This window comes from Acinetobacter lwoffii, from assembly GCF_024129115.1.
GTDB lineage: Bacteria > Pseudomonadota > Gammaproteobacteria > Pseudomonadales > Moraxellaceae > Acinetobacter > Acinetobacter lwoffii_T.
Map to the genome: position 1 here is coordinate 278,502 of NZ_JAMXXO010000001.1, position 14,156 is coordinate 292,657.

The 14,156-nt window shown below is 43.0% G+C and carries 13 protein-coding genes; 6 read left to right on the forward strand and 7 right to left on the reverse strand.

Annotated elements, in window-relative coordinates; translation table 11 throughout:
* Positions 1-3: 3 nt before the first annotated feature.
* Complete coding sequence (locus NI470_RS01375; protein ID WP_253147651.1) at positions 4-1,050, forward strand: DUF2971 domain-containing protein; 1,047 nt, start codon at positions 4-6, stop codon at positions 1,048-1,050.
* A 27-nt stretch (positions 1,051-1,077) separates the two neighbouring features.
* Here NI470_RS01375 and uraH read toward each other — a convergent pair whose 3' ends face one another.
* Both uraH and NI470_RS01385 read right to left on the reverse strand, forming a co-directional pair.
* On the reverse strand, positions 1,078-1,473 hold the full coding sequence (gene uraH / locus NI470_RS01380; RefSeq protein WP_253147564.1) for a hydroxyisourate hydrolase: 396 nt from the start codon (positions 1,471-1,473) through the stop codon (positions 1,078-1,080).
* A 118-nt stretch (positions 1,474-1,591) separates the two neighbouring features.
* Positions 1,592-2,380 (reverse strand): rRNA large subunit pseudouridine synthase E, encoded by a 789-nt coding sequence (locus tag NI470_RS01385; protein WP_004645540.1) that lies wholly within the window; start codon positions 2,378-2,380, stop codon positions 1,592-1,594.
* Between the two features lie 194 nt (positions 2,381-2,574).
* On the opposite strand from NI470_RS01385, the gene icd reads away from it, so the two are divergent.
* The 3 genes from icd (at position 2,575) to NI470_RS01395 (ending at position 4,965) form a co-directional block, all read left to right on the forward strand.
* Positions 2,575-3,831: an NADP-dependent isocitrate dehydrogenase gene (gene icd / locus NI470_RS01390; protein WP_004645539.1), complete on the forward strand. Its 1,257-nt coding sequence runs from the start codon at positions 2,575-2,577 to the stop codon at positions 3,829-3,831.
* A gap of 301 nt (positions 3,832-4,132) precedes the next feature.
* The gene (locus NI470_RS15750) at positions 4,133-4,264 is read left to right on the forward strand and encodes a hypothetical protein (RefSeq protein ID WP_004645538.1); all 132 of its coding nucleotides are present in this window, start codon (positions 4,133-4,135) and stop codon (positions 4,262-4,264) included.
* Between the two features lie 143 nt (positions 4,265-4,407).
* Positions 4,408-4,965, forward strand: coding sequence for a M23 family metallopeptidase (locus tag NI470_RS01395; RefSeq protein ID WP_004645536.1), 558 nt, complete (start codon positions 4,408-4,410; stop codon positions 4,963-4,965).
* Here the strand turns inward: NI470_RS01395 and NI470_RS01400 are convergent.
* The gene (locus NI470_RS01400) at positions 4,944-6,155 is read right to left on the reverse strand and encodes a YbfB/YjiJ family MFS transporter (protein WP_004645535.1); all 1,212 of its coding nucleotides are present in this window, start codon (positions 6,153-6,155) and stop codon (positions 4,944-4,946) included. The genes NI470_RS01395 and NI470_RS01400 overlap by 22 nt on opposite strands.
* A gap of 212 nt (positions 6,156-6,367) precedes the next feature.
* Positions 6,368-7,798: a pyridoxal phosphate-dependent aminotransferase gene (locus NI470_RS01405; RefSeq protein WP_004645534.1), complete on the reverse strand. Its 1,431-nt coding sequence runs from the start codon at positions 7,796-7,798 to the stop codon at positions 6,368-6,370.
* Between the two features lie 228 nt (positions 7,799-8,026).
* Between NI470_RS01405 and msrB the strand changes: the two genes are divergently transcribed.
* Positions 8,027-8,446 carry a peptide-methionine (R)-S-oxide reductase MsrB gene (msrB, locus tag NI470_RS01410; protein ID WP_004645533.1) on the forward strand — a complete coding sequence of 140 codons (420 nt, stop codon included), beginning with the start codon at positions 8,027-8,029 and terminating at the stop codon, positions 8,444-8,446.
* A complete protein-coding gene (locus tag NI470_RS01415; RefSeq protein WP_004278946.1) occupies positions 8,443-8,919 on the forward strand; it encodes a glutathione peroxidase in 477 nt (158 codons plus the stop codon). Before msrB ends, NI470_RS01415 begins: the two co-directional genes overlap by 4 nt.
* A gap of 101 nt (positions 8,920-9,020) precedes the next feature.
* Here the strand turns inward: NI470_RS01415 and dapC are convergent, their stop codons facing one another.
* From dapC to purT, 3 genes are read right to left on the reverse strand one after another with little or no spacing between them, the layout of a single operon-like run.
* The gene (gene dapC / locus NI470_RS01420; protein WP_004645532.1) at positions 9,021-10,190 is read right to left on the reverse strand and encodes a succinyldiaminopimelate transaminase; all 1,170 of its coding nucleotides are present in this window, start codon (positions 10,188-10,190) and stop codon (positions 9,021-9,023) included.
* A 17-nt stretch (positions 10,191-10,207) separates the two neighbouring features.
* Positions 10,208-12,880 (reverse strand): [protein-PII] uridylyltransferase, encoded by a 2,673-nt coding sequence (glnD, locus tag NI470_RS01425; protein WP_004645531.1) that lies wholly within the window; start codon positions 12,878-12,880, stop codon positions 10,208-10,210.
* 26 nt (positions 12,881-12,906) lie between these two features.
* Positions 12,907-14,121: a formate-dependent phosphoribosylglycinamide formyltransferase gene (gene purT / locus NI470_RS01430; protein ID WP_171057027.1), complete on the reverse strand. Its 1,215-nt coding sequence runs from the start codon at positions 14,119-14,121 to the stop codon at positions 12,907-12,909.
* Positions 14,122-14,156 lie beyond the last annotated feature (35 nt).

The following is a 14,156-nucleotide window of genomic DNA, read 5'->3' on the forward strand; positions in this document are numbered from 1 at the left end:
AAAATGAAATTATATAAATATAGATATGGTTCAAAACGTGATTTGGAAGCTTTACAGAACAATTATTTTTATGCTCCACATTCGACACAGCTGAATGATCCATCTGAGAATCTATTCAGTGAAAAAGACATTCATAAAGTATTTGAGCTGTTTCATAATATATTTAGTTTTTCGACTTCTGATATTAGGAAAGAATTTGATCAACTATGTCAAAAAGTTAGGAAGGAGGTCGGGATTTACTCTCTAAGTCGAATTCAAAAGGACGAATTGCTTTGGGCATATTATGCCGATTCACATACAGGATTCTGTATTGAATATGATTTTGAAAAGCTTGATGAACTGAGATCTATAAGTGCTGCGTTTGAGATTGATTATGCTGAACAAAGACCAGAATTGAAGTTTGATCATGTATTCAAAAATGGAGCGACAGCTGTGGAAAAATTATTGCGAGTTACAACAGGGACTAAATCTATAAAATGGCGACACGAAGAAGAGTACAGGATTTGTATCGAACCTTTTGGTAGATTTAACTATGATTATAGGGCAGTGAAAGCAATCTACTTCGGAATGAGGATGCCTAAATCAAAAATTGATCTCGTAAAAAACAATAACAAATTGCCTGATTCTTATGCAAAAGTATGCCAACAGCAAGTTATGGAAGTATTGAAAGGAAGAGGTATTAAGTATTATCAAATGAAATTAAAAGAGGATAGTTATGAGTTTGATTGTTATGAGATAGCAGATATTTATCAAAATTCTCAAAAATACAAAGACAAAGTTCATCTAATTCCAAAGAATTTGATTGACTATAATGACTATGGTCGAGGGGTTGAAAGAGGTTATTTTGATAAGGTTGCAGAAATCATTAGTAAAGAACCATATTTTTATGAGCTAAATAGTATCCATATCTCGAAGGAAGAATCGATTAAGAAAAATCAGCCTGTTATCTTCGCAGGATTTTTTTATGAAAAGAATAATTTACGCCAAATTAAAAGATATTTCACTTTGGATGAAGTCAATGAAAAATATAGCCTTTTGAATATGGGTTAAAAATTTGGTGACAACATGTCCTACATTTTAATTCCCCCGATACGTCGAATACCCATAAGAACTTAATAGCAGTGGAATATGGTAGTGCTCTAAAGCACCATCAATCACAAAAACCACCGGTACTTCAGGGAAGAACGTCCGTTGATTATTGGCCTTAAACCAATCACCCGTTTTAAACGTTACTTTATAAACGCCTTTTTGTAACGCGGTGTCTTTAGGATAAAATTCTTTAATACGACCATTACTGTCTGTCTTGGCTTCATTGAGCTTTACCCATTTCTCACCTTGCTGAGCTTCTAGGGTGACCGTGACATTAGCAGAGGGTAGGCCAGTTTCTTGATTAAGCACATGAACACTTAGTGGATTGGCACAGCTAAAAGTTGAAAGGGAAGTCGTAGCTAAAGCGAAAATTATTTTTTTCATGAGACTCACATTAAAATGAATACTTTAATTAATTCTAATAGATTGAAAAATAAAAAAATATTTAAGTTATGTAATAAAAAAAGCCCACCGAAGTGAGCTTGATTGAATCTATTCAAACTTAGCCACGACCGCGGCCGCGACCACGTGGTGCCTTGGTATTTGGACGAGTAGTACCATTGGTGCGACGTTTCGGCTTTTCACTTTCATCCATTTGCCAGATACGTTTGGTGCCAGACTTTTTCACAGAACCATCTTTGTTCTTACGAACCATTGGCTTACCGCCAGTACCACCCGGCTTTTTCACATAAGAGCGTGAACGGTATGGTTCTTCCGCAGGAACATTCTGGAAGTCTGGATATAATAATGGTTCAATTTCTCTAGTCTCGCCCGGTTGCAATCCCATACGAACCAAATCAATCTCACCAATTTTAGTACGGATCAAACGCAGTGTAGGGAAGCCCACAGCAGAGGTCATACGACGAACCTGACGGTTACGACCTTCACAGATCGAAATCTCAACCCAAGACGTCGGAACAGAGGCACGGAAACGTACAGGAGGATTACGCTCCCACAACCATTCCGGTTCAGACACTTTTTCAGCACGTGCAGGAAGCGTCATGCCATCTTTCAGTTCCACACCTTTACGAAGCTGCTCAAGTGCTTCTTCAGTGACATCACCTTCCACTTGCACCATATAAGTTTTAAACTTTTTATTGGCAGGATTGGTGATATATTGGTTGAGACCACCGTGATCGGTGAGGAAAACCAGACCTTCTGAGTCCATGTCCAAACGACCCGCAAGACGTAAATCTTTGTCGTTGACAAAATCAGCCATGGTTGGGTGCTTTTCATCCGCACGGAATTGGGAGAGGACGTCATAAGGTTTGTTTAGAATGACGATTTTCATAGGAAATAACTTCTATAATTACATTAATTTAAAAAATGTAGAGGTTTATTTAAAAGGGAAATTTAGTTATTTCCCGTATAAATCTCAAAAACAACAAATCTGGATTAGAATATTATGCGTTAAGAACAGTTGAAAGTATTGCCTAATCGGCAATTATTTTAGATTTGTCAGCGGCATCCGGGAGAATACTAATAATGGGATATCAAAAAATCGTAGTACCTGTGGATGGTACCAAAATTACCGTTAATGCAGACCTGTCACTCAACGTACCAAATAATCCAATTATCCCATTTATCGAAGGGGATGGAATCGGTGCAGATATTACACCAACAATGCGAACTGTGGTAGATGCTGCTGTGCAAAAAGCATACGCCGGGAAGCGTTCCATCGAATGGATGGAAGTCTACTGCGGTGAAAAAGCTGACAAAATTTACGGCACCTATATGCCTGAAGAAACTCTCGAAGCGCTGCGCGATTATGTGATATCGATCAAAGGTCCACTGACCACACCAGTTGGTGGCGGTATTCGTTCCCTGAATGTAGCCTTACGTCAGGAACTGGATTTATATGTCTGTGTACGTCCGGTACGCTGGTTTGAAGGGGTGCCTTCACCGGTGCATAATCCGGAACTAACCGATATGGTGATCTTCCGTGAGAATTCAGAAGATATTTATGCCGGTATTGAATGGAAAGCAGATTCTCAGGAAGCGAAAAAGGTTATCAAGTTTTTGAAAGAAGAAATGGGTGTAACCAACATCCGCTTTGAAGACAATTGTGGGATCGGGATCAAACCTGTCTCCAAAGAAGGTAGCCAGCGTCTGGTGCGTAAAGCGATTCAGTTCGCCATCGAAAATGACAAGCCTAGTGTGACTTTGGTACACAAAGGCAATATCATGAAATACACCGAAGGGGCATTTAAAGAGTGGGGCTATGAGGTCGCATTGGAACGTTTCGGCGGTGAGCTTTTAGATGGTGGTCCATGGGTTAAAATCAAAAATCCAAGAACAGGCAAAGACATTATTATTAAAGATGTCATTGCTGATGCCTTCTTGCAGCAAATCTTGATGCGTCCGGCGGATTATTCTGTAATTGCGACACTGAACTTAAATGGTGATTATATTTCTGATGCGCTAGCTGCGGAAGTCGGCGGGATCGGGATTGCACCGGGTGCCAATATCGGCGGTTCGATTGCAGTTTATGAAGCAACCCACGGTACAGCGCCTAAATATGCTGGACAAGATAAAGTAAATCCGGGTTCGATTATTCTGTCAGCAGAAATGATGCTGCGTGATATGGGCTGGATAGAAGCTGCCGACCTGATCATCAAGGGGATTTCGGGTGCGATTGCGGCAAAAACGGTGACCTACGATTTTGAGCGCTTAATGCCAGGGGCGACCTTGCTGCGTTGTTCCGAGTTTGGTGAAGCGATTATTGCCAATATGGATGCCTGAAATTGCGATGCAATTTATGAATAAAAAAACCCGCAATTACGGCGGGTTTTTTTATCACTTTATTGGGAAGCAAAGGCTGAACGGTTTAAGGTTAAACGTTAAAATAAGTATCAGGCTGCAAGATCATGTAAGAAGTGTAATGAGCCTAGAAATGATTCGTTCTAAGCTGAATAACTTAGTAAACACTGTATTACATTGACGTATTTGGATACAGCTCAGCGATTGGCTTATTTTGTATAAACGTTACAGTGATGAATGGAACTTCCAGTGATATAGAGATGTTTCTCCAAAGGAGTAAATCATGGCTAAAGCTAAAGCGAGACATAAGCAGGTCCAACAAAAAGACAAGCAGGACAATGCTCAGAATGAAGAGCAGCAACAGCAACAACAGCAACAACCATCGAAACCATCTCGTGCTAAAAAACGTAGATAATCTCCTATCCACCTAAAATAACAAAACCCTCATTTGAGGGTTTTGTTATTTGAACGCTTGTATAAAATCATCACTAAAAATAACAGGATTGTGACTTTAAATTAGGCGGTTGTGATTAAGATAAAAGTCATCTATTTAATTTAATGCGAATATTGGTGAAATTTCTTCGGATTATAAGCTTACTGTTATCTATAGGTTTTCTACTAACTGCCTGTCAGCCACCGCCTTCAGGTGAAGCAGCAGGTTGGAAAAGCCCTTATCTGTATTGGCAATTACAGAGAGCCCAGTTAGAAGCTCCGCTACAGATTCCGGTTGAAGGCGTCAGAGTTGGTCAGATTAATGATACTTGGGGAGCAGCGCGTAGTGACGGTCGTAAACACGAAGGTACGGATATTTTTGCCAAACGCGGTACGCCAGTATTTAGCGCGACCCCAGGTATTGTGCGTAGGATTGGCACCAACAAGCTGGGTGGAAAAATCATCTGGGTGACCGGTCCAAATATGAGCCAACATTATTATGCACATCTGGATGACTATGCAGAACATATTCAGGAAGGCGACTGGGTTGAGGCAGGTGAAGTCATCGCTTATGTGGGGAATACAGGTAATGCCAAAAATACCCCGCCGCACTTACATTATGGCATTTATTTAGGTGGGCAAGGAGCAACCAATCCTTATCCTTATTTAGTTCCTTCTCCATGAGCAGAAATTGGCGGAGTTTGTTGTTCAGACTTGAGTCTGACAGGACGTGTGTACCAGAACAGTTGCAATGTTCCTAATAAAAGAACCAATGTGGCCAGTATGAACTGTTGATGATAGCTCAATCCAAAATATTGCAGCGCACTAAAGCTGAGTCCACCGATCAGCTGAATCGAGGCAAAACACAAGGTAGCAATACTCCAGAGCTTTTTATAAGCCAGTCCATACAGTTGTAAAATGGTATAGGAGGTCAGGAAGACCACAGCCGGATTTAACATCCCGGTAAAAAAGGAAGAGCTAAAAGTGAGTAAGGGATAGGCATCTAGAGTCGCAATAAAAATAGCCACAATATAAAGACTATAAAGAATTTTCAGGGCAGCAAAATTACCCCATTTTCTGGCCAGCACATAAGCACTAAAGGCACCCAAGGCACTGCCTATTCCATACAGAATCCAGTTGAAATTAATCCAGAACAAGCTCAATCCCAACTGCTGGCTTAAATAATCAATCCAGAAGAGTGAATGCGGTATATAGGCGAATGCACTACACGCGTAGACCGTCAATAAACTATAAAAGACGCTATTCAAAGAGAGAGGAGAGGTAACTGCAAGAGCTTGTGTGGACAAATACGGCTTAAATTTCTGAATCAGTAAACTTAAAACGATACAGATAAGCAAAGCAAAACCGCATAAGATCAGCCATGCAGTCTGTATGGAAATTTGATCCAGATAAGGCAGAAACAGGGTCGCAATTAAAACGCCTAGTCCAATCCCGCTAAAACCAATAAAGTTGATTTTAAGACGATCCTGAAGTTCACAACACTGCGCGACCACACTCGGCGATAAGATCATCATCAGTCCACCGCTGATCCCGGAAATAACCCGCCAAGCGATATACCACGCTTCAGAGAAACCAGAAAATGCACAGCACATCAGGCTGAACATACCGGCAAAGGCTGAAATTTGAATATAGGTACTCATACTGCGGTCTTGAGGAAGACGCATCGCGGTAAAAGCACCGATTAAATAACCCAGCAAATTGGCACTGCCCAAGAGGCTAGCAAAATCTGCACTCCAGCCAAAGGCTTCTCGTGTACCAGGTAACAACGCGGTATAAGAAAAGCGAAGAATGCCTATGCCCAAGCACATACTAAGGCAGAGAAACAGGCTGAGCTTCATTGTGTTTGAGGACATCCGTGTACTCATAGAATTTTATATTTGGTCAAAAAATAACATGAATCTTCATAATTGAGGAGAAATTACCTGATAAAAAACTATTGAGTGCAGAAATTTGCTCAAAGAAACCGGTAAGATTTTTAAGATTTCATCAGTCAAAAGCCTGAATTTTTTCATAGAAATAAAAAACCGCGTCTCAACGCGGTTTTTTATATTGTCTATTTCAAGAATTAACGTATCTTGGCCAAGAAACGGCCAACACGGGTAATGGCTTCACGCAGTTCATTTTCAGCCGGCAGGAACACTACACGGAAATGATCCGGTGTTGGCCAGTTAAAGCCTGTCCCTTGAACCAGAAGTACTTTCTCTGCACGTAACAAATCCAGCATCAGTTTTTCATCATCCTGAATTGGATACACATTCGGATCCAGTTTCGGGAAGCAATACATTGCGCCTTCAGGTTTGACACAAGACACACCTGGAATCTCGTTCAGCATTTCCCAGGCAATATTGCGCTGTTCATATAAACGCCCACCCGGACGAATCAGGTCGTTAATTGACTGATAACCGCCCAGTGCAGTCTGAATTGCATATTGTGCCTGATGGTTGGCACACAGACGCATCGATGCAAGCATATCCAGACCTTCGATATAGTCTGCTGCACGTGCTTTATTGCCGGTAATGGCCATCCAGCCGGAACGGAAACCAGCAATACGATAGGCTTTAGATAAACCGTTAAACGAAACACAGAGCTGATCGCCAGCCAGAGCTGCTACAGCAACATGCTCGATTCCATCGTAAATAATTTTGTCGTAGATTTCATCAGCAAATAAAATCAGGTCATATTTCTTGGCCAAGTCGACGATTTGCTGCAACACATGACGTGGGTAAACCGAACCGGTCGGGTTATTCGGGTTAATAATCACAATACCACGGGTATTTGGCGTGATTTTGCTTTCCATATCAGCAATATCTGGATACCAGTGATTTTCTTCATCACATTTATAGTGAATCGCTGTACCGCCAGATAGATTCACTGCCGCCGTCCAGAGTGGATAATCTGGCATTGGAATCAGCATTTCATCGCCATCATCCAGCAGACCCTGCATGGCCATCACGATCAGTTCAGACACACCATTACCGATATAGACGTCATTGACGTGCATATCTAGAATGCCTTTTTGCTGATAATACTGACAGATCGCCTTACGCGCCGGGAAAATCCCTTTGGAATCCGTGTAGCCAATCGCATTCGGCAGGTTTAAAGCCACATCGTTGATAATTTCTTGTGGTGCTTCAAAACCGAATGGGGCAGGGTTACCAATATTTAATTTAATAATTTTGTGACCAGCTTCTTCCATCTCGATGGCCGCTCGTAACACAGGTCCGCGAATGTCGTAGCAAACATGATCAAGCTTGGATGATTTCTTGATTTCGCGAGGGGATTGGAAAGTGTTCGGCATTTTGATGTTCTCGGATGGAGTGGAGGTCACTTTTGCATAACGATATAAATAACTTTTAAATGTCTCAGTTGTGACTAGATCGAGATCATGTTCATCTCGAAGTAGTGCAACAATTTTTTCATGCGTAAATCCAAGCTGCTGATATTGTTTGATCACAGGCAGCAGATTTTTAAAAATTACGCTCTTTTTTTGCGACATTTTTTAATCCTGAGCAAATTTAGAGCTAAGAATACCATTAAATTTGCTCACTAAAAAACATTTAATGTAAAAATTGCTTACTTTTATTTTTATATTTGCTTTCTTTTTGCTTTTTTGGGCATTATATGTCTTTTGTAAAATGTTGAATAAAGACTAGAATTTTTAAAATGAATCACGTAAATATAGGATTATCCTATTTTAAATAGCAAGATAAAAAGGTATGTGATCATGGGAAAACTCAATAAATCAGACCGGGAATGGCAAAGAGAGTTATCACCTGAGGAGTTTCGCATTACGCGCGAGAAGGGAACCGAGCCGGCATTTACTGGAAAATACTGGAATACCAAGCAAGATGGCACTTATGTATGTCGTTGCTGCGGCACGCCATTGTTCTCGTCGGAGACCAAGTATGACAGCGGCTGTGGCTGGCCAAGTTTCTACCGTCCTGTCAGCAGTTCGGTGGTAGAAGAATTACCTGATACTTCACACGGAATGGTCAGAACTGAGATTGTTTGTCATCATTGTGACGCACATTTAGGGCATGTTTTCCCGGATGGCCCAGAACCGACCGGTTTGCGTTATTGTGTCAACTCGGCTTCTTTGGACTTAGAAACACAAGAAAAAAATGATGAGGAAACCTATCCATGACTAACATTTATCAGTTCGAAGCTGAATTGTTAGATGGCAAAAGCAAGCCACTTGCAGATTATGAAGGCAAGGTGCTTTTGATCGTCAATACAGCGAGTAAGTGTGGTTTTACCCCACAGTTTTCAGGATTAGAAAAACTTTACGAAAAATATAAAGATCAAGGTCTGGAAATTTTGGGATTTCCATGTAACCAGTTTGGCGGCCAGGATCCGGGTTCCAATGAACAGATTGGTGAATTTTGCCAGAAGAATTACGGGGTATCTTTCCCGATGTTTTCCAAGGTGGATGTCAAAGGCCCTGAGGCACATGCTATTTTTCGCTATTTAACCAATAATTCCAAAGGTATTTTAGGTAATGGAATTAAATGGAATTTTACCAAGTTTCTGATTGGCCGTGATGGCAAGGTATTGAACCGTTTTGCTCCGACCACCAAGCCTGAAGATCTTGAAGATGAAATTGCAAAAGTGTTGTAAGACTCTGTGTTGTTTTCTCAGTATGAGATGAAGATAGAACTCATCTGATTTCAATTAAAAAACCCACTGATCTACAGTGGGTTTTTTAGTCATGATAAAATTTAGAGAATGGCTTTCAGACGTTGAATGACTTCTTCACATTGCGCCAGATCGGCAACAAGGGCTAAACGTACATGATTTTCACCCGGATTACCCTGTTCAGTATCGCGGGATAAATAACGACCCGGAAGAACTTTAATATGTGCTTCCTCCATCAGGCGCTTGGCAAAGGCTTCATCATTATCGACTTTTAGCCAGTAGTAGAAACCTGCATCCGGTTTTTTCAGTGGCAGCAGGTGACCGAGTTCTTTCTGGAATAAATCAAACTTGGCACGGTATTGCACCCGGTTTTCTTCCACATGTGCTTCATCATCCCAGGCAGCAACTGACGCCAGTTGATGTTGCACCGGCATCGCTGCGCCGTGGTAAGTACGGTATTGCAAATAAGGTTTTAACAGGCTGGCATCACCGGCAACAAAACCTGAACGCATGCCTGGGAGGTTAGAGCGTTTAGACAGTGAATGGAACACCACACAGTTTTTATAGTCATCCCGGCCGATTTCAGCACAAACTTCCAGTAAACCTACGGGTGCCTGATCAAACCAGAGTTCTGAATAACATTCATCTGAAGCAATCACAAAGTTGTATTGATCCGACAGGGCAATCAGTTTTTTAAACTGTTCTTTCGACAGCACTGCACCGGTTGGATTGCCCGGGGTACAGACAAATAGCAGTGCAGTTTTTTCCCAGACTTCTGCCGGAACAGCATCAAAGTCACCAAGGTAGTTATTTTCCTCAGTACAGTTGATGAAATAAGGTTTGGCCCCTGCGAGCAGTGTTGCGCCTTCATAAATCTGATAAAACGGATTTGGCATCACCACATAAGGTGCATCTTCACGATTCACCAAAGCCTGTACAAACGAGAAAATCGCTTCACGCGTACCGGAAACAGGCAGGATATTGCTGTCTGTACTAATGCTATTGAGCTTAAAACGGCGTGTCAGCCATTGGGCAATACTTTCGCGTAGCTCAGGCAGGCCTTTACTGTTTGGATAGGTCGATAAATGTTTAAAGTTATCAATAATCGCTTGTTTCACAAACTCCGGTGCAGGATGCTTTGGTTCACCAATCGACAGGGAAATTAAGGGCATATTTGCAGGCTGGATATCCGCAAAAAGCTGATTTAACTTTTCAAACGGATAAGGGTGCAGTAGAGACAAGCTAGAGTTCATGAATAAGTAACCGCGTTTTAATGTGAGTGTTGACTACAAACCTGATGAGAGGCTTCATCCAGCGCAGTTTTAAGTGCAGCTGCAAATTCGGCAGATTCTCCAGGTGTCATAGGGTTGCCATCTTTTTTGGTGACAAAGAATATATCTTCGGCACGTTCGCCAAGTGTGGCAATTTTGGCAGAGTGTATATCCAGCCCTTGCATCATAAATAAACCACCGATTTTGGCAAGTAAACCGGGATGATCGAGAGTGGCAATTTCAACCATATTCTGATTCAAGGCAGGATTGATACTGATATCGACTGTATTTTCAATATCGAAATGACGTAATTGACGTGGAATCCGGCGCTGCATCAGGCCCGGATATTCATCTGAATGACTTAAGGCATCTTTTAGGGCTTCAATGACTGTGGCTTCGCGTTCCGGATCGGTCAATAAGGTACCAAAACGGTCGAGTACCACGTAGGTGTCCAGACTGAAGGCTTTGGTGGCAGTAATAATTCGAGCATCTTGTACATCCAGATTCATACGATCCAGAATAGCTACCGTGGTGGCAAACAGGTTGGGTTGATCCTGCGTATAAATAAAGATCTGTACCGCATCTTGAGCATATTTACGGTGTGCCCGCATCAGCACCAGTGGGGCAGGATTGTCGCCGTGCTGTAAAATGGCACGGGTATGCCAGGCGATTTCATCTGCTGTCTCTTTGAGGAAATAGTCATCACCAAGTTCCTGCCAGACTTTTTCTACTTCATCCAGTGAGAAGTCCTGAACCAGAAGTTCACTGGCTGCAAATTTGGTATCTTCAATCAGCATCTGATAATCAACCGGACGGCCCAGACCGGAACGGATCACGTCACGTGCTTGAGTATATAGTTGACGCATTAACGAGGCGCGCCAGGTATTCCATAACTTGGGATTGGTGGCATTAATATCTGCCACTGTCAGGGTGTATAAATAATCCAGATGTTCCATGTCACCCATTTTTTCGGCGAATTCTTTGACCACATCCGGATCGGAAATATCTTTTTTCTGGGCAGTGACAGACATCACCAGATGATTTTGGATCAGCCAGGCCACCAGGTTGCTTTCGCGTTCGGTAAAACCGTGACTACGGCAGAATTTAATCGCATCACTGGCGCCAAGTTCACTGTGATCGCCGCCACGGCCTTTGGCAATATCATGGAAAATTGCCGCCAGATAGACAATGTCACGACGGGTCAAACGCTGGAACACTGAACTGACCACCGGAAATTCTTTGGCAAATTCAGGTTCTTTAAAGCGGTTTAAATTACGCAGCAGCAATAAGGTATGTGCATCGACCGTATAGATATGGAACAGGTCATATTGCATCAGTCCCAGAATCTGTCCAAAGGCCGGGATGTAATTTCCAAGCACACCATAACGCTTCATCGCGACCATAGTATCGTAGAGTCGATGCGGTGAACGGATAATCGCCATAAATAGCGCCTGATGCACCGGATTATCACGAAAATCCTGATCAATGCGTTTTCCAGCCAGGGTCAGCAGGCGTAAAGTACGCGCACGAATACCTTCGATCTCAGGACGATTGGCTAGTAAATAGAAAATTTCCAGAATTGCGTTTGGATTTTCCGAGAAAATCTTGTGATGCTGCACAGCCAGTTTGCCATCGACCAGTTTAAAGTTCTGGTTGATTTCTTCGATCTGGCGTTCATATTGCGGTAAACGTGGCGTAATGACCGATTCATTAAAATAGGCCAGCAGCATTTCGTTCAGCGTAGACACTTGCTGTGCACTGCGATAATAGCGCTTCATGAACTGTTCAATTGGATAGTTCGGATGATGCGCCTCTTCACGTACATAGCCAAATTTGGCAGCAATATCACGCTGATAATCGAACAATAAGCGGTTTTCATCGCGCTTGGTCAGGCGGTGCAGGTGATGACGGATTTCCCAGAGGAAACTTTCGGCTTCCTCAAGCACACCGAGTTCAAATTCTGAAATAAAACCGAGATGTACCAGATCATAAATGCGATTGACGCGGAAATGCCGTTTGGCAATCCAGCCAATCTGGTTGATATCACGGATGCCACCCGGCGCATTTTTAATATCCGGTTCCAGATTGCTTTCGGTATTGTTGTGCTGAGCATAGCGTTTATGCTGCTCATCCATCTTGGCATCAAAAAAAGTTTTGTCAGTCCAGGTACGTGACACGATACGACGTGGCCATCTACACAGGTTTTCATTGCCAATAATCAGGCGGGCTTCGATCAGGGTGGTGGCGACGGTCAGATCACTGCTGGCCTGATTGACACATTCATTGATGGTGCGGACACTGATACCGGGTTTGAAATTCCCCACGTCCCAAAGCGATGAAATGAATGTAGAAATCAGTTGTTCCTGTTCCGGGTTAATCTCGTCTTCTGACAAGATCATGATGTCGACATCAGAATAAGGCAGCATTTCACGACGGCCATAGCCTCCGACTGCAAACAGGGCCAAATCAGTTTGATCCAGTTCGGCATGCTGCCAGAGAAACTGCAATGCTTCATCAATCAGGTTGGAACGCGCCAGAATAATATCCCGAATCGACTGGCCATTTTCAAAACTTTCCTGAAGCTGATTTTCGACATCACTGCGCCATTGATTGATGGCTTTAATGTCATGGTTGCTTTTAGCGTAATTCAGCAGTGGATGGGTGTTGATCATGTACAGTCGTCCGTTGGTATTTCAGCTTAGTTTTGGTTGACGCTAACTTGGTTGGCGACCTGGAGGGCCAGTTCACGTGCCTGTTCAATAGTTTCTGCACGTGCCGTGGCAACGCCCATACGACGACGTTTAAAACCTTCTGGTTTGCCAAACAGGCGCAAATCGGTATTGCCGTCTGCTAAAGCAAGATTCAGGCCAGAAAATGAAAGATTACGGCCATCTACTCCAGCATAAATTACCGCACTGGCAGCCACACTATGTCGTGCAGTATTCACCGGCAAGCCTAAAATAGCACGTGCATGCAGCTCAAATTCACTTTGAAATTGGGAGGCTAAAGTCACCAGTCCAGTATCGTGTGGACGTGGGGAAACCTCACTAAACCATACTTTGTCGCCTTTTACAAAGAGTTCCACTCCAAAGATTCCGCAGCCACCAAGTGCTGTAGTGACCTTGTTGGCAATGCGCTTGGATTCTTCCAGCGCGGCTGGAGTCATCGGTTGAGGCTGCCAGCTTTCCACATAATCACCTGAGTCCTGACGATGTCCGATCGGGTCGCAATAAGACGTTTCGATTTCGCCGGTTTCTGGATTTTTTGCACGAACAGTCAATAAGGTAATTTCAAAATCAAAGTCAATTTGTGATTCTACAATCACAGTACCCTGATTGACCCGGCCACCGGTTTGCGCATATTCCCAGGCAGCATCGACTTCATCAAAACGGGTAACACGAGACTGACCTTTGCCTGAAGATGACATCACCGGTTTCACAAAGTTTGGATAGCCGACATCGTCACAGGCCGCGCGGAAGGATTCTAAACTGTCGGCAAAACGGTAAGCTGAAGTTGGCAGACCGAGTTCTTCCGCAGCCAGACGACGAATACCTTCACGGTTCATGGTCAGATTGACGGCTTTAGCAGAAGGAATGACTGTAGCAATGTTCTGGGCTTCTATTTCAAGCAGAACTTCGGTCGCAATCGCTTCAATTTCAGGAACAATTAAATGTGGCTGGATTTGATTGATGAGTTGTTTGAGTTCTACAGCATCTGCCATATTCAAGGTATAGGAATAATGCGCAACCTGCATGGCAGGGGCATGATCATAACGGTCAGCAGCATGGACTTCGACTCCAAGGCGTTGTAGTGAAATCACCACTTCCTTGCCCAGTTCACCAGAACCCAATAATAGAACTTTATAGGCAGAAGATTGAAGGGGAGTACCAATAGTCACGCTCATGTGGATCATCCATGCTTGATTTTATGGACTTTTAGCATAGCAGA